At 66.1% G+C, this 16,407-nt stretch carries 12 protein-coding genes; 3 read left to right on the top strand and 9 right to left on the bottom strand.

The window, feature by feature from the left end:
• Positions 1-21: 21 nt before the first annotated feature.
• The 6 genes from LXM55_RS25455 to LXM55_RS25430 form a co-directional block, all read right to left on the bottom strand.
• Entirely contained in the window at positions 22-534 is a 513-nt protein-coding gene (locus LXM55_RS25455; RefSeq protein WP_233322915.1) for a hypothetical protein, read from the bottom strand.
• A 79-nt stretch (positions 535-613) separates the two neighbouring features.
• Positions 614-1,588: a cyclase family protein gene (locus LXM55_RS25450; RefSeq protein ID WP_233322914.1), complete on the bottom strand. Its 975-nt coding sequence runs from the start codon at positions 1,586-1,588 to the stop codon at positions 614-616.
• Positions 1,589-1,643: 55 nt separating this feature from the next.
• Positions 1,644-2,402, bottom strand: coding sequence for an SDR family oxidoreductase (locus LXM55_RS25445; RefSeq protein ID WP_233322913.1), 759 nt, complete (start codon positions 2,400-2,402; stop codon positions 1,644-1,646).
• Between the two features lie 48 nt (positions 2,403-2,450).
• Positions 2,451-3,899, bottom strand: a complete 1,449-nt coding sequence (locus LXM55_RS25440; protein WP_233322912.1) for an aldehyde dehydrogenase family protein — start codon at positions 3,897-3,899, stop codon at positions 2,451-2,453.
• Between the two features lie 4 nt (positions 3,900-3,903).
• A complete protein-coding gene (locus LXM55_RS25435) occupies positions 3,904-5,016 on the bottom strand; it encodes a tartrate dehydrogenase (protein ID WP_233322911.1) in 1,113 nt (370 codons plus the stop codon).
• A 161-nt stretch (positions 5,017-5,177) separates the two neighbouring features.
• Positions 5,178-6,080, bottom strand: a complete 903-nt coding sequence (locus tag LXM55_RS25430; protein WP_233322910.1) for a LysR family transcriptional regulator — start codon at positions 6,078-6,080, stop codon at positions 5,178-5,180.
• 274 nt (positions 6,081-6,354) lie between these two features.
• Here LXM55_RS25430 and LXM55_RS25425 point away from each other — a divergent pair, with 274 nt between their 5' ends.
• The 3 genes from LXM55_RS25425 to LXM55_RS25415 all read left to right on the top strand — a co-directional run bounded on the left by LXM55_RS25425 (position 6,355) and on the right by LXM55_RS25415 (position 11,964).
• On the top strand, positions 6,355-8,112 hold the full coding sequence (locus LXM55_RS25425) for a flavin monoamine oxidase family protein (RefSeq protein ID WP_233322909.1): 1,758 nt from the start codon (positions 6,355-6,357) through the stop codon (positions 8,110-8,112).
• Positions 8,099-9,829, top strand: coding sequence for a thiamine pyrophosphate-binding protein (locus tag LXM55_RS25420; RefSeq protein ID WP_233322908.1), 1,731 nt, complete (start codon positions 8,099-8,101; stop codon positions 9,827-9,829). The genes LXM55_RS25425 and LXM55_RS25420 overlap by 14 nt, the downstream gene beginning before the upstream one ends.
• A gap of 122 nt (positions 9,830-9,951) precedes the next feature.
• Complete coding sequence (locus tag LXM55_RS25415) at positions 9,952-11,964, top strand: hypothetical protein (RefSeq protein WP_233322907.1); 2,013 nt, start codon at positions 9,952-9,954, stop codon at positions 11,962-11,964.
• Positions 11,965-12,066: 102 nt separating this feature from the next.
• Here LXM55_RS25415 and LXM55_RS25410 read toward each other — a convergent pair whose 3' ends face one another.
• The 3 genes from LXM55_RS25410 to LXM55_RS25400 form a co-directional block, all read right to left on the bottom strand.
• On the bottom strand, positions 12,067-12,804 hold the full coding sequence (locus LXM55_RS25410) for a copper chaperone (protein WP_233322906.1): 738 nt from the start codon (positions 12,802-12,804) through the stop codon (positions 12,067-12,069).
• Entirely contained in the window at positions 12,804-14,381 is a 1,578-nt protein-coding gene (locus tag LXM55_RS25405) for a tyrosinase family protein (protein WP_233322905.1), read from the bottom strand. The genes LXM55_RS25410 and LXM55_RS25405 overlap by 1 nt, the downstream gene beginning before the upstream one ends.
• Before the next feature lie 132 nt (positions 14,382-14,513).
• Positions 14,514-16,160 carry a phospholipase D-like domain-containing protein gene (locus LXM55_RS25400; RefSeq protein WP_233322904.1) on the bottom strand — a complete coding sequence of 549 codons (1,647 nt, stop codon included), beginning with the start codon at positions 16,158-16,160 and terminating at the stop codon, positions 14,514-14,516.
• Positions 16,161-16,407 lie beyond the last annotated feature (247 nt).

Below are 16,407 nucleotides of genomic sequence, written 5' to 3'. Positions count from 1 at the left end.
CCGAGCGCCAGGCGCCTGCCGCTACGCCAGTACCTCGCTGGCGCTCAGGCGCAGCAGATGCAAAGCCCCCAGCGTGGTGCCCTGCAGGGACTCGCCCGCATTCAGGACCTTGTTGGCAGCGTCCATTTCCGCGCTTCGGTCGGCAACGACCTTGTAGGTTGCACGCGGCAGAACCTCGCTCCAGCCATTTTCAAAGGTGTTGTAGGCCAGGGTCAGCGCGGCGGTGAAGTAGTGCTGGCTGGACACCGGAATCCGTACTTCCTCACCGGCCTCGTCGAGGGCGATGAAGTGGTTGGGCAGGTGCTCCACCCCCAGGCGCTTGAGCACGATCCAGGCCAGGGCCGAGGGCACGAAGGCGTTGAGTTTTTCCGCGGCAATGGCCGAGTAGCCACGCTCCTGCAACTGCTGGACGATCTCATCCTCGCTGGCCTCGGGATGGCCGGCCATCAATTCCAGGGTGTCGAGCACGCCTTGATGGGCGCGGGTGTGATCCAGGCAACAGCTACAGTCTGGCGAATGTGAATCGTCATGCATGATCGGTCGATGATCCCTATCGGTCTGGTGAGGGGGCGCAGGATAAACCCTGCGCCCAGCGCAAAACCAGCAGTGTCGGCTACTTGATCACAATGGGATTGACCGGCGCCCCGCTGCCGCCAACGATCTTCAACGGCGCGGCGGTATAGAGAAAGCTCCACTGGCCGTCGGCGGCGCAATCCTCGGCCAGGTCCTCCAGCAGCACGATCTCGGTGAAGGCGATCCCCAGGTTGCGCATCAGCGCGCAGTGCAGCGGGATCTGCACGCCCGATACCGGGTCGGTGATCACTTCGTTGGCGATGGTGTCGGTCACCAGGTTGGGGATTTCCATCTGGTTGAACCAGTCCACCAATTCGCGGCTGTAGGTCAGCCCCGGCTCCACCAGGTCCTTGAAGAACTCGGTCTTGCCGTACTCGTAGAAGGCGCCCATGGAGCCGGTGCGGATGATCAGGATGTCGCGCTTCTCGATGGCCACGCCCTGGGCCTTGGCGGCGGCCAGCAGGTCGAGGTGGTTGAAGGTTTCGCCGCGGCCCAGGTACTTCTTGCCGCGATGCCGGGCCATGTCGATCAGCACCGCGCGGCCCACCACGCCGCGCTCGGCAATCGGCAGCACGCTGGCCTTGGCCATGCCGCCGACGGTGCTGCTGGCGTCGTAGCCGTTCCACAGCTGGTTGTCGTACCAGGCATGGCCCAGGGCGTCGTACTGGGTCGAGCCCTGCAGCTGCATGAAGATCACGTCGTCGCAGTACTCGGCGCCGCCGGTCATGGACGGTTGCTTGCCGGCCTGGTAGTGGCTGCGGTCCAGGGTGTTGAAGCGCATCGAAGGGTTGCGCGCCGGCCACATCGGGTCACCGCCGGGGTGGCCGATCTGCACTTGCAGGGTGAAGGTCTTGCCCTGGCGCACCGCGGCGACACCGCGCAGCACCTCGGCCTGCTGCAGGTAGTTGAGGGCGCCAACCTCGTCGTCCGGCCCCCATTTGCCCCAGTTCTTCGGCAGGCCTTCAAGAAGCTGCTTGGTATTGGGGTGGTTCTGGTCGTTATCGATCCCACACATGTCGACTGCACTCCGTAGCTGGTTCAGGTCTGGCCAACAGGGTTTCTACAGATCATCAGACGCAACGTCCACCATCCACTTCCAGGCAGGTGCCGGTGATGAACGCGGCTTCGTCGGAGGCGAGATACAAGCAGGCGTTGGCCACGTCCTGGGGGGTGGAGAAGCGCCCCAGGGGAATGGTGGCCATGAATTTCTGGCGGTTTTCCGGGGTGTCCGGCACGCCCATGAACTCACTGAGCAGCGCCGTGGCGCCCACCACCGGGTTGACGCAGTTGACGCGGATGTTGTCCGGCCCGAGCTCGGCGGCCATGGTCTTGCTCATCACCACCACCGCGCCCTTGCTGCCGTTGTACCAGACCAGGCCGGGACGCGGGCGGATCGCCGCCGTGGAGGCGATGTTGATGAACACCCCGCCGCCCTGGCCACGGAAATGCGGCACGAAGTGCTTGGCGCTGAGGAAGATGCTTTTCACGTTGACCGCGAACACCCGGTCGAACTCGGCCTCGTCGACTTCCAGCATCGGCCGGTTGCGGTGGGTGGTGCCGGCGTTGTTGACCACGATGTCGAGGCCGCCGTATTGCTCCAGGGTGTTGCGCAGCAAGGCGCCAACGCTGGCGTCCTGGGCCACGTTGACCTCGATGAAGTGGGCCTGGCCGCCAGCGGCGCGGATCTCGTCGACCACCCGCTGGCCGCCGGTGGCGTTCATGTCGGCGACGATGACGTTGGCGCCCTGCTGGGCGAAGGTCTTGGCGATGCCTTCACCAAAGCCGGAACCGGCGCCGGTGACGATGGCAGTCTTGTTGGCTAGACGCATGGAAGTGACTCCTGTTTTTGTTGTTATTGACCGCCCCACGGGCGGCCTTCAGTCGTGGCGAATGGCGATGGTCTTCAAGGTGGTGAAACCCAACAGCGCTTCGAAACCTTTCTCGCGCCCGTAGCCGCTGGCCTTGACTCCGCCGAAGGGCAGTTCGACTCCACCGCCGGCGCCGTAGTTGTTGATGAACACCTGGCCGCAGCGCAGCTTGTGGGCCATGCGCAACTGCCGCGCGCCGTCGCGGGTCCAGACCCCGGCCACCAGGCCGAAGGCACTGTCGTTGGCCAGGCGAATGGCTTCGGCCTCGTCCTCGAAGGGCATCACCGCCAGCACCGGGCCGAACACTTCCTCCCGGGCCAGGCGGCTGTCTGGCGGCACATCGCGAAACAGCACCGCTTCCTGGAAGTAGCCGCCGCTGCCGGCCTCGGCCACCACCTGCCCACGCGCCGCCACTCGGATGCCGGCGGCCTCGGCCTCGCGGACGAACGCCTGGACCTGACCCAGCTGCTTCTGATTGATCAGCGGGCCCATGTCCAGGTCCAGCTCCGAGGGCCCGGCGCGCAGTTGGCCAAAGCACTGGGCCAGGCGCTCCAGCAGCGGTTCATAGAGGCTGCGCTGCACCAGCAGGCGACTGCCGGCGGAACAGGTCTGCCCGCAGTTCTGCACGATGGCGTTGATCAGCACCGGCAGCGCGCGCTCCACATCGGCGTCGGCGAAGACGATCTGCGGCGACTTGCCCCCCAGTTCCAGGGTCACCGGGCAATGACGCTGCGCGGCGGCCTTGGCCACCAGGGCGCCGGTGCCGGTGGAGCCGGTGAAGGAGATGTGTGCCACCCCGGGATGAGCGCACAGCGCCGCGCCGGCTTCGTGGCCGTAGCCGCTGACCACGTTGATCGTGCCCGCGGGGAAGCCGACCTGGGCGGCCAGTTCCGCCAGGCGCAGCAGCGACAGGCTGGCGTCTTCGGCAGGCTTGACCACGCAGGCGTTGCCCGCTGCCAGGGCGGCGCCGACGCTGCGGCCGAAGATCTGCATCGGGTAGTTCCAGGGAATGATGTGCCCGGTGACGCCATGCGGCTCGCGCACCGTGAGCACGGTGTAGCCGGCCTGGTAGGGCAAGGTCTCGCCGTGCAGCTTGTCGGCGGCTCCGGCGTAGTACTCGAAGTAGCGCGCCAGGGCGGTGGCGTCGGCGCGGGCCACCTTCAGCGCCTTGCCGGTGTCCCGGGCCTCGATCTGCGCCAGTTCTTCGTGGTGCTCCAGCACCGCCAGGCCCAGGCGCGCCAGCAAGCGCCCGCGCTCCAGGGCCGAAAGGCCGCCCCAAGGCCCGTCGAAGTTGTCGCCCAGGGCCCGCTGCGCGGCCTGCACCGCCAGGTCGACGTCCTCGGCGGTGCCACGGGCGATCCGCGCGTAGCTGATCCCGGTGCTGGGGTCGAGTACCGGAATGTCCTCGGCCCAGGACGAGGCTTGCCATTGGTTGTCGATGTAGTGTTCCAGACTCATCTGTTCAGCTCCTGTTGCCAGCCAGACATTCGGCAATCGCCCTGCCCACTTCCGTGGTACTGGCATTGCCGCCCATTTCCCGGGTACGCGGGCCTTCGGCGAGCACCGTCTCGATACTCTGGACAATCGCCGCCGCGGCCTGCTGGTAAAGCGCGTCGCCCTGCCCCAGGTGCTCGATCATCAAGGCCGCCGACCAGATCTGGCCGATCGGGTTGGCCACGCCAAGGCCGGCGATGTCCGGCGCCGAGCCATGCACCGGCTCGAACAGCGAGGGGTACTGGCGCTCCGGGTTGAGGTTGGCCGAGGGCGCGATGCCGATGGTGCCGGTGCAGGCCGGGCCGAGGTCGGAAAGGATGTCGCCGAACAGGTTGGACGCCACCACCACATCGAACCAGTCCGGGTGCTGGACGAAGTGCGCGCAGAGAATGTCGATGTGGAACTTGCGCGTGTCGACCTGGGGGTAGGCCTTGGCCAGTGCCTCCACTCGCTCGTCCCAGAACGGCATGGTGATGGCGATGCCATTGGACTTGGTGGCCGCCACCAGGTTGCGCCGGGGCCGGCGGCTGGCCAGCTCGAAGGCGTACTTCACCACCCGGTCCACGCCGTGGCGGGAGAACACCGACTCCTGCAGGGCGATCTCTCGCGGGGTGCCTTCCCACATGCGGCCGCCGACGCTGGAATACTCGCCCTCGGTGTTTTCCCGGACCACGATGAAATCGATGTCGCCGGGCACCCGCCCGGCCAGCGGGCACGGCACCCCGGGCATCAGCCGCACCGGGCGGATGTTCACGTACTGGTCGAACTGGCGGCGGATCTTCAGCAGCGAATCCCACACCGCAATATGGTCGGGCACGATGTCCGGCGCGCCCACGGCGCCGAAGAAGATCGCCTCGTGGTCGCCGATCTGCTCGGCCCAGTCGGCGGGCATCATGCTGCCGTGGGCCTGGTAGTGCTCGCTGCACCAGTTGAAATGATCGAACTGCAAGGCGATGCCGAAGCGCCGGCTGACGGCTTCCAGCACGCGCAAGCCTTCGGGAACCACCTCGCGGCCGATGCCGTCACCGGCGATCACCGCGATGCGATGGGGAGGTTTTACAGCGGGATTGATCCTGGACAAGCCGTCTCTCCTGGTCTGACGTGTTGTTGTTATGGAGGCAGGTCAAGCGCACGGGCGAGCCCATTCTGGGCACAGGGGAGCACCAGTGGGAATTGCTCATTATGGAAACCGCCTTCGCAAAATTCGAAGGCGCGTCAGGGAGGTCCGGCCTTGCCCCGCGACTAGCCAGCCTGCGTCACGGCCTGCCCGCAGCCGGCCAGGTAGTCGAACAGCTCGCGGCTGGCCAGGGACGGCTGTTCCTGGCGTCGGCAGAGGTACATCTGCCGATCGGCCCAGGCATCGTCGATTTCGATAAAACGCAAGGCCATCTCCTTGCGAAAGATCTGCACCGCGCCCTGGGGGAGCACCCCCACGCCCTGCCCGGCGGCGATCAGCCGGCACACCGCCTCGAAGCTGCGCACCTGCACCCGCAGGCGCAACGGCATGCTCACCGCCGCGGCCGCCTCGCTGATCAGCGAGGTGATCGCGGCGTTGTCTTCCAGGCCGACGAAGTCGTAGCCCAACAGGTCCTGGAAGCGCGCATGGCTCATCCTGAACGGGTGCTCCCGGGGCACGATCAGGCACAGCCGGTCGCGGCAATAAGGGATGTAGTGCAGGTCCTGGCCCCGCGGGCGCGTGGTGACAATGCCCACATCGGCGACACCGTCACGCACGGCCAGGATGATCTCGCGGCTGCGCTCCTCACGGATGTCCACGCGAATGCCCGGATGCAGGTCGCTCCACTCGGTCAGTTGCCGGGGCAGCTCCTGGCTCATGGCCGAACTGTTGGCATACAGGCTGACCCGGCCAGTGGCGCCCTTGGCGAAGTCGGCCAGGTCGGCGTGCATCACATCCACCGCCCGCAGCAACGACCGGGCATGTTCGGCCAGGGCCTGCCCGGCTGCCGTCGGCAGCACCCCGGTGGAGGTGCGCAGCAGCAGCGCCACCTTGAAATGCTGCTCCAGCAGCGACAGGCGCCGGCTGGCGGCCGACAGCGACAGGTGCGACTGCTCGGCAGCCCGGGACAGGTTGCCCAGGGTCAAGGCCTTGAGAAACAGCTCGATGGAAGTCAGGTCCGGGGCCATGGCAGGTTCCTTGTGCGCGGTCCGTGGAAACTACCCAGTCGGGCGCCCCCTGTCCAACCTTGTGGCGCTGCTGGCGAGCCTGTGCAAAGACGCCCCGCGGCGCCTGCCGGCCACCCGGCACGGGGCGCGGTATTTCGTCCGACAATCATCGCCAAAGCCCCGTCCACACAGGGCCGTAGCGCCAATGATGGCAAACTGGAATTCCGCCAGAACTCGACAATACTAGGCCACGGCAGGACGCCGTGTCCGCCTTCAACCGAAAGGGAATTCCAGCATGCACGCTCAAGAACTCGAACTCGATGTGGCGGTTGTCGGCGGGGGGGCTTCAGGCACCTACAGCGCCTGGCGCCTGCAACATGAACAAGGTGAACAACTGAGGATCGGCCTGTTCGAATACAGCGACCGTATCGGCGGCCGGCTGTTCAGCATCAACCTGCCGGGCCTGCCCAACGTGGTCGCGGAAGTCGGCGGCATGCGCTACATCCCCGGCCCCACGGGCCATGTGCTGGTGGACAACCTGGTCAAGCAGTTGCGCCTGCCGAGCAAGGCCTTCCCCATGGGCGCGCCACCACCGGTGGGCTCGCTGAACAACCTGTTCTACCTGCGCGGCAAACGCTTTCGCTATCGCGACTTCAAGGAAGCGCCGCACAAGATCCCCTATGACCTGGCCTGGTCCGAGCGCGGCTTCGGCCCCGAGGACCTGCAGGTCAAGGTGATGAACTACGTGTACCCGGGCTTCGACCAGCTCAGCCTGTGCCAGCAGATGCAGGTCAAGGTGTTCGGCAAGGAAATCTGGAAATACGGCTTCTGGGACTTGCTGTACCGGGTCATGAGCAACGAGGGCTACCAGTTCATGAAGGACGCCGGCGGCTACGACGCCAACGTGGCCAACGCCAGCGCCGTGACTCAGTTGCCCGCCACCGAATACAGCGACGACACCACCTTTCTGACCCTGACCAAGGGTTTCCAGAGCCTGCCCCTGGCCCTGGAAGCCAAGTTCCGCAAGCTGCCGGGGCTGCTGCCCGCCAAGCAGCGGGTGCAGAAGAACCAGCGCCTGGTGAACATCACCTACGCCAAGGACCGCGACTTCCCCTATCGCCTGCACTTTCAGAGCACCGTCACCGAGGAAGGCAGCACCCGCGACGCCGGGGGCAGCCAGGTGGTGAAGGCCAAGAAGATCATTCTGGCCATGCCGCGCCGGGCCCTGGAGTTGATCGACGCGCCGCTGTTCGACGATCCCTGGCTCAAGGAAAACCTCGGTTCGGTGCTGATGCAATCCGCGTTCAAGCTGTTCCTGGCCTACGAACAGCCTTGGTGGCGCAGCCTCGGGCTGGTGGCCGGGCGCTCGGTCACCGACCTGCCGGTGCGCCAGGTCTACTACATGGGCACCGAATGCGAGCAACCGGGCGGCGAGCCGACCCTCAACTCGTTGCTCATGGCCTCCTACAACGACATCGGCACCGTGCCGTTCTGGAAGGGCCTGGAAGACGGCGCGCCCTTTGTCGGCCATGTACCGTCCAGCCTCGCCGGGAAGCTGCAAGCCGCCGAGGTGGTGCCGCGCTGCGAGTTCCAGGTCAGCGATGAAATGGTCCGGGTGGCGCAGATGCAAGTCACCCAGGTCCATGATCAGGTGGAGTTGCCGCGGCCCTATTCGGCGGTCTATCACGCCTGGGACGCCGACCCTTACGGCGGTGGCTGGCATGAATGGAAGGCCAACTACCGGATCGACCAGATCCTCTGCCGCATGCGCCACCCGGTGCCGGACCAGCAGATCCATATCGTCGGCGAGGCCTATTCCATGGGCCAGGGCTGGGTCGAGGGCGCGCTGACCGTGGCCGAGTCGACCCTGCAGGACTTCTTTGGCCTGAAACGCCCCAACTGGCTGCCCAAGGGCTACGACCTGCTGCCGGTGCCGACCCCGGATGGCTGCGCGCTGCCCGGCACCGAGCCGCTGCCCTGCCAGGACTGCGGCAAGACCTTGAACGCGGTCACCACCTTTGCCTACGAGGGGATCGACCATGGCCAGCAATGACACCTTCAGCGTCGCCGACTACCTGCTGACCCGCCTGCAGCAACTGGGCCTGCGCAATGTGTTCCAGGTGCCGGGGGACTACGTCTCGCATTTCATGTCGGCCCTGGAAGACTTCGACGGCATCGACGCGGTGGGCGAAATCAATGAAATGGCTGCGGCCTACGCGGCCGACGGGTATGCCCGCTACGCCGGGATCGGCGCGGTATCGCTGCAATACAGCGTCGGCACCTTCAGTGGCCTGAACGCCATCGCCGGCGCCTACGTCGAACGCAACCCGGTGGTGCTGATCAGCGCCAGCCCCACGGCGCAGAACCGCGAACTGATCTGGTCCCAGGATGTGCTGTTCCACCATTCCACCGGTGACCTGGAGGTGGGCCGCAAGGTCTTCGAACCGGTGACCGTGGCCAGCCTGATCCTCGACGACAGCCGCCGCGCCCCGGAGTTGATCGACGAGGCGCTGGTCAAGGCCATCAGCGAGCGCCGGCCGATTTACCTGGAGGCCTGGCAGAACGTCTGGGGCGAGCCCTGCCCACGACCGCAGGGCGAACTGCGCGCCCTGCCGGCACGTTGCGACACCGTGTCGATGAACGCCGCCATCGAGGCCAGCCTGCTGCGCCTGGACGGCGCCCGTTCGCCACTGATCATGCTCGGTATCGAAATCGCCCGTTATGGCCTGCAGGAGCAGGCGATGCGCCTGATCGAAGCCAGCGGCCTGCCCTTCACCACCAGCCTGGAAGCCAAGACCGTGGTCGACGAAAGTCACCCGCAGTTCATCGGCACCTACGCCGGCCCGGCCTCGCGGCCATGGACCCAGGCGTTCATGCAGGACGTGGACTGCATCCTGGCCCTGGGGGTGATCTTCACCGACGACTACCTGCAACTGCTGAACAAGGATTTCAGCCGGATCATCCTGGTCAACAGCCAGTTGGCCCGCACCGGCCTGCAGTACTACCCCCACGTGCCGCTGCCGCAGTACCTGCAAAGGCTGCTGGGGGCCATGGGCCTGGACAGCGACTACCCACTGCGCAACCACGCGCCTGAACCTGTGCGCCCGCCGCTGTTGCAACAGGGCCTGGCCGACGATGCCCTGGGCTATGAGCTGTTCCTGGAGATCCTCGACGGCTTTGCCCGGCAACAGGACCTGTGGGCCGACAGCAGCCTGATCCTCGGCGAAAGCTCGGCGCTGTATGCCGCCAGCAACATCAACGGCCTGCCCCGGGACAGCTTTGTCGCCGATGCCATCTGGGGCTCGCTGGGCCACGAGACCGGTTGTGCCCTGGGGGTCTACCTGGGCAGCGGCCGACGCCCCATCGTGGTGGCCGGCGACGGCGGTTTCATGATGATCTGCCAGTCGCTGTCGACCCTGGCGCGCAACCGGGTCAACGCCCTGGTGTTCGTCATGAGCAACGAGGTGTATGCCATCGAGCAGGCCTTCGTCGACATCAGCGCCTTCGAGCCGGGCGGCCAGTTCGCCCCGTTCGACATCCTGCCCGGCTGGGATTACCTGGCCCTGGCCAAGGGCTTTGGCGCCGAGGGCTTCAAGGTCTCGACCCGCTCCGGGCTGGAACAGTTGCTGCCGCAGTTGCTCAAGCTCAAGGATCGCCCGGCCCTGATCCAGGTGGTGATTCCCCAGCAGGACCTGGCGCCACAGATCAGGCGCCTGGCCAAGCCGGATGGCGAGCTGTTCGTCGCCCGCCACAGCCACGACAACGACTGAACCCCGGCGGTTGTCATTGCCCCTCCCACTGCAGGAGCCGACTGCCGGCGAACAGGTCACCCAGATCGCCTTCGCCGGCAAGCCGGCTCCTACCGAGCCTGTTCTCTCAGGAGCAACACAGCATGGACGTCCCCTTCCTGCGTTCGACCCTGGCCGCCGGCCTGCTGCTGGCCAGCACCGCTGCCCTGGCCCACACCATGAACCACGGCGCCGATGAGCACAGCGGCGGTTTCACCCCGGTGCCACCGGACACGCCCTACCTGCAAGTGCTGCACCAGTGCGTCAGCCCCCAGGACACCGAAGCCGACCAGTTGCTCTCGGGCCTGGGGGGCACCCGCTACGGGCTGGTCAGCCTGAAGCAGGCGGAGCAAGTCCAGGCCTTCTACAGCCAGGGCATGGCCCTGCAATACGGTTTCAACTTCTCCGCGGCGATCCGCGCGTTCTACCAGGCCAGCCGTTTCGACGAGGGCTCGGCGATGCCGTATTGGGGCATCGCGCTGTCGGCCAACTCGAACATCAACAGCGTCGCCACCCCCGGTTGCAACCAGCTGGCCTACCGCTCCGCGCAGATCGCCCTGGAGCACGCCAGCGCACGGCTCAAGGACAGCGCCGCACAAGCCGCCTTCAGCCAGCGCCAGCTGCAGCGCGAGGTGGACTACGCCAAGGCGCTGCTGAGCCTCTACAGCGAAAAGGACGGCCAGGTCAGCCTCGGCGATGAAGGCAACAAGCGCTACGCCGAGGCCATGAAGGCCCTGTCGGAGAACTACTTCGACGACCTCGATGCCGCGACCCTGTACGCCGACGCCCTGCTCAGCCGCGACCCGTGGAAATGGTGGGACGGCACCGAGGCCGTATCCAATCAGGTCAAGCCGACCGACGCCGCCTATGAGGCCCTGCAAGTGCTCAACCGGGTGCTGGTGCAGGACCAGCAGCACACCGGGGCCAATCACTTCTACATCCATGCCATCGAGGAATCGCCGTTCCCCGACAGCGGCCTGCCCATGGCCGATCGCTTTCGCGAGCAGAACCCGGCCATCGGCCATCTGGTGCACATGGCGTCGCACATCTACCAGCGCACCGGCAACAACAACCTGGCCAGCGTGGCCAACTACACCGCCGTCTCGGTGGACCGCGCCTACGCCCACCAGGTGCAGCCGCAAAGCCCCTATGCCCTGCACTACCTGGGGCACAACCTGCACTTCCTGACCTGGACCCTGTCCATCGAAGGGCGGCAGAACGAATCCCTGAACATGGCCGAGGAACTGGTGGAAAACACCACCCAGTACTCGGCCGTGCCCTTCCTCTGCCAGCAATACCGCGACGAGCTGAAGACCAAGACCGACTATTTCTACGCCGTGCCCTACTACTTCGCCGTGCGCTTCGAAGCCTGGGACGCCCTGGCGCGGATCGAGCCGAAGATCGACGCCGGCCTGGCGAAGGTCAACCAGACGTGCAAGGCGGCAAACCCGGATTGGCAAGAGCTGAGCAAGCCCTACAGCCAGCTGATGAAGGCCTATGCCCTGGCCTACCGCCAGCTGGGGGCCCAGGACCTGAACCAGGACGCGGCCCGCGATGCCCTCAAGGGGTTCTGGCAGGCCGTCGCCACCTCGCCCCAGCCCCTGACCGGCCAGGGCGCCCTGCAATACGGCAACAACCCGGCGCTGCAACTGCTGCGCATCGCCAACCTGACCCTGTTCAACCGCGCCCAGGCCGGCGCCGCCGGCCCACTGGACCTGGCCGCCCTCAAGAGCCTGAGCAACCAGGTGTTCAACAACGATCAGGGAGGCCTCAACGCCGACCTGCAGGCCCTGACTGGGGATGCCGGGCAGCAGCAGATCGCCGCCTGGCGCAAGGCGGTGCAAGTGCAGGACGCCCTGGCCTACAACGAGCCACCGGACTGGTACTACACCCTGCGCGAGTCCCTGGGTTATGCCTTGCTGGCACAGAAACGCTATGCCGAGGCGGAACAGGTGTTCCGTGAAGACCTGGCGGGCAATCGCCTCAGTGGCCGCTCCCTCAACGGCCTCAAGCTGAGCCTGGAAAACCAGCCCGACAAGCAGGTGCCGGCGTTGCTCGACGAGCAACTGCAAACCGCCTGGCGCAATGCCACGGTGAGCCCGGTGCCGAAGCTCTAGGCGCGGGCCCGCGAATGACTGCCAGGCCAAGGCCCAGGGAGCCTTGGCCTTGCAGGGCAGGCTGGGGCAAGCGCCGCTTTGCCCCAGGCTCGCCCCGCTGCCTCAGGTGCGCCAACGCAACGCCAACGGCCAGTACCAACGGGCCGGCCGTGAAGGCAGCAGCCGTTCATAGAGCATCCACAGCATGCCCAACAGCATCAGCAACACATGCCCCTGCTGCGCCAGCATCGGCAACAGCATCAACGGCCAGCAGGCCCCCACGCACCAACCTCCCACCACCAGGCCAAACCCCAGGCAGTCACGGCCAAAGCGCCAGCCGAACGGGGCAATGCGCGGTTGCCGGTGACACTGGTTCAGGCAGTGCTGCTTGAACGGCGACGCCTGCCACACCAGGCACAAGGCCAGCGCCGCGCCGACGCTCTGCAGCGCCGACAAGCCCAACCAGAGCCGCGCCACGACCACCAGGCTCAGCAACAACACCCCCATCAGGCTCCAGGCCGCGACAAAGCCCAGCACGAACAGGCTCGCGGCCTGCCAGCGCTTGCGCCGCAAGCTGCGGTGCCAGACGTAACGCAGTGGCTGCACCAGCAACAACGGGGTCATGGCCAGCAGCATCAGCAGCCAGGCCAGTACCAGGGGCCCCGGCGGGTTGAACAGCAGCGCCTGCTCGATCCCCTGCCAGCCCAGGGCATAGCCGGCCAATGGCAAGCTGCCGCAGAACGCCGGGATCGACAGCAGCGCCGTCGACCCCAACAGCCATCCCCAGCCACACAGGCTGGCCAGCAGCAGCCAGGGCACCGCGCTGCGCTCCAGGCGCTGCAGGTAAGCCCCGAAGCTCATCAGCCACCCAGCCGCGTGAGGCTGACCCGGGCGACCGTCACCTGGTCCTCCGGACGGATCGGGGTCTTGGAGATGAAACGCACGTCCAGCTGATCCGCCGAGGTGATGCCGTTCAAATGCAGCGCGTCGATGATGTCGGTGATTTCAAACACCTCGGTGATGCCCTGACCGCCGTGATCACCGTCCACCTGGCAGGCCTGGCACAAGCCGAACAGCGACAGCACCCCGGCGCGCAATTCCGGATGCTGGTCCGGATCGGCACCCGGCGGCAGGTTGATATAGACCTGCAACACGATCGAGTCGCGCTTGCCGCGGATGTTCTCCAGGTTGAGGAATACCCGGTCCGGCGGGGTCAGGCTGGCGGCCAGCAGGTTCGACTTGAGGCTGCCGAACACCTTCTGGGTGGTGGCCTTGTCCAGCAGCACGCGGGTCTGCGTCGAACGGCCGACCAGGCCCAGCGGCGCCTGGTTGGCACCGATCAATTCACTGTTCTGCTGGTTGCTCATCAGTAGCCCCTGGGTAGAGAACTGCTGCACTTGCTCGGCCGCCAGCCCCAGGCGCGCCAGGCGCTGGTGCAAGGGGTGGACGCCAGGCTTGGCCGCGGCGCTGGTGTCATAGCGATAGTCGAGCCCGGGCGCCTGGGTGTCGAGCATCTGCGCCACCTTGAACTTCCACGGCTGACCGCTGACGGTGGGCACGACAAAGGGCCGGTTCAGGCCGGTCGGGCCGTTGTACCAGTCGGCCACATCAGGGTTCTGGTGGTCCTCGTTGCGGTCCAGCCAGACCTGCCACAGGCGGTCGATATTGGCGTGGTGCAACCAGAAGATCGGGTCCAGGGCCGCAGTCTGGGGGTAGCTCATCAAGCCCTGCGTCGGGTCTTGGCCCGCAGGCACCGGCGTGACCTGATCCTCGCCGCCCACTTCGGTATGCACAATGTTGTGCGGGCGCGCCTCCAGGCCGCCACGGATGCCGCTCTTGTGCCCGCCCTGGCTGCTGGGGGTGCCCCCGAACCCCGGTGGGTTGCCCATGTAGCCGCCTTCGAATACCGGGTCATCCAGGCAGCCCAGGCCGATCAAGTCGGCTATCAGCACCACCTCGCCATTGCCATCGGGGCCGTAGCGACGCTCGACGTACAACGGGTTCCTGCCACCGCCCTCGGGCAGGGTCCGGGCGGCGAAGCACGGCGGCAGTTGCAGGGTTTTCTGCGCCCCGTTGTAGTTCCAGTACGGCAGGGCCCAATCCTTGGGGCCACCGAGCGAGACGACGGCATCGCGGACAATCTGCTCGAAGGAGGCCACGTAGCCGCGATGCCAGGGCAGGAACATCCAATTGGAGTGCTGGCACTGTTTCCAGTACAGCCCACGGTCGTCATCGCCCGGCAGCTTCTCACCCTCTTGCAGATAACCGGCGTCGATCCACATGTCCTCGTCAAAACCGTGGATCGCCGCGAGAAACCGCCAACTGGTGCGGTCGGTGATCGGTCGCTGTTGCAGGACGCCAACCGCCTTGGCGTACCAGAGCAAGGTGGCATCCCAATCGCTGGTCATTTTCCACACGTCACGCCGTACATGAACCATGGCCTATCTCCCTGATAAAACCGCGTTGAGGAGGAAGCATTTCCTCCGCTGGCAACGCTAGATCAGGTGATATCAATCTGCCTGTTCCGGCCCCGTAAAAGCGGACCGGTGGCAGGCCGTCCGGCGGCTCGTTCAACGCCCGGAAAAGCGCAGCCGCGACAACTGGCGCAAATCGCCTTCCAGGTAGTAGTCGTTGCTCCAGCTGTCGTCCACCGCCAGCGGCTGCACCTGCTTGAGGGCCAGCTGCTTGGCGAAGTAGCGGAACCGGTAGTGCTCGTAGAAGCGCAGCAGTTCCAGGCCGTAGCGGTCCGCCAGGTCGGTGTCGCCACGGATGATCAGGAAGTTCTCGTCGTTGCTCTGGCTGGCGCCGACGCTGAGGTTGTGGCTGCCGCTGATGATCACCGGCGCCTCGCTGGTGAAGTCGGTGACGATGGCCTTGGTGTGCACCAGCAGGTTGCCCTTCTGGCCCTTGAGCCCCTCCTTGAGCCAGCCCTCCAGGCCGTTGTTGAGCAGCGCGGTGGCGGCGAACTCGGCGGTGCGGTCGGCGTGGAAACCGGTGATGCGGCTGGCGGTGTTCTGCAGGCCGTAGCGCAGCACATCGTCATGGGGCTGGCCGAGCAAGGCATCGAGAATGCTGTCGGGCAAGGCGAAGGCGGTGACGAACAGCAGGTCGCGGCGGGCGCCGTTGATGATCTCGACGAATTCGCTCAGGTCGCCCTGGCCGCTGCGCGGGGAAAACCCGGCGAACAGCGGCGCATCGGCTTGCATGGGGTTGTGCTGGGTCAGCCATTGACGGGTGGCGCCGACGTCCGCCGGGGTCGCCCAGACCTGTTCGAACACCTCCAGGTAGCGCGCGGCAAGGTCGGCGCGGTCGAGGCTGTGCAGCACGTTGGCCTGGCGGTAGACGCCGTTGGCGGTGAAGTTGGTGCTGCCGCAGAGCACCGACTGCGGCTGGCGCTGGCCGGTGGCGTCGAGGCGGCTGAGGACGATGAACTTGTCGTGGAAGATGGCGTGGGTCACCCGCCCGCGCTGACAGTCCTGCGGCAGGTGCTGCAGGCTGGCCTGGTTCATCGTGGTGTCGGTATCGCCGGGGGCGGCGTGGTACAGCACCCGCACCTGCACGCCACGGTCGAAGGCCGCGTTCACCGCATCGATGATCGCCTGCAACTGGTACTCGTAGATGGCGATGTCCAGGCTCCAGCTGGCGTCCGTGGCGCGCTGAATAAAGCCCAGCAGCTCCTCCAGCAGGCCGTTTTCCAGCCATTGCCTGGGCGCATCCGGCCACGCCTCGATAGCCAGGTTCTTGTTGGCGCTGAGCAGCGCATCGAGCTCGGGAAACTTGCGCGAGAAGGCCTGACTGGCGGCCACCGCGCGATTGAAGATCACCCGCTGTCCCGGTGGCTGGCCGTTGTCGGCGCTGATGCTCAGTTCCAGGGCTTCACCCAGTTGCGGCGCCTCGGGGCTGCCATACACCAGGTGCACCCGGTAGTTGAGGGTGGCACCGGGGTTGACCGCGTAGTCGGCCCAGCGAAACTTCTGCAGCGGCGCCTGATCGCTGGGGGTGGCGTTGTATTGCGGGAAGCTGTGGGCCTTGCCGGGAAAGGTCAGGCTGTTGAACAGGAACAGCCAGGGCTTGCTGCCGGTTTGCTTCTCGATGGCAAACCCCAGCAGGCCCTGGCGCCGTGAAGCGTCCAGGTCCACGGCCAGCAGCACCCCGTTGGTTCCGGCATAAGCCTTGACCCGGAAATCGTCCTTGTCGTTACGCACCACTACCCGCATGAAATCACTCCTGTGTTGGCGCAGGCAGTGTAGCCGCTGCCAAGCCTCGGCGAGGCTGCGTAAAGGTCCGCAGGACCTTGCCTGGCGATCGACTGACAAACCTCTAGCGCTCTCAGGGTTTTTGCGACCCTGCGGGCCGTTCGCAGCCTGCGGCAGCGGCTACAACCTCGCATTGGTGTAGCCGCTGCCAAGCCTCGGCGAGGCTGCGTAAAGGTCCGCAGGACCTTGCCTGGCGATCGACCGACAA

This window comes from Pseudomonas sp. Au-Pse12, assembly GCF_021341665.1.
Taxonomy (GTDB): Bacteria; Pseudomonadota; Gammaproteobacteria; order Pseudomonadales; family Pseudomonadaceae; genus Aquipseudomonas.
The sequence above is the reverse complement of the archived record's forward strand: the minus strand, read 5'-3'. Positions and strand labels throughout refer to the sequence as shown.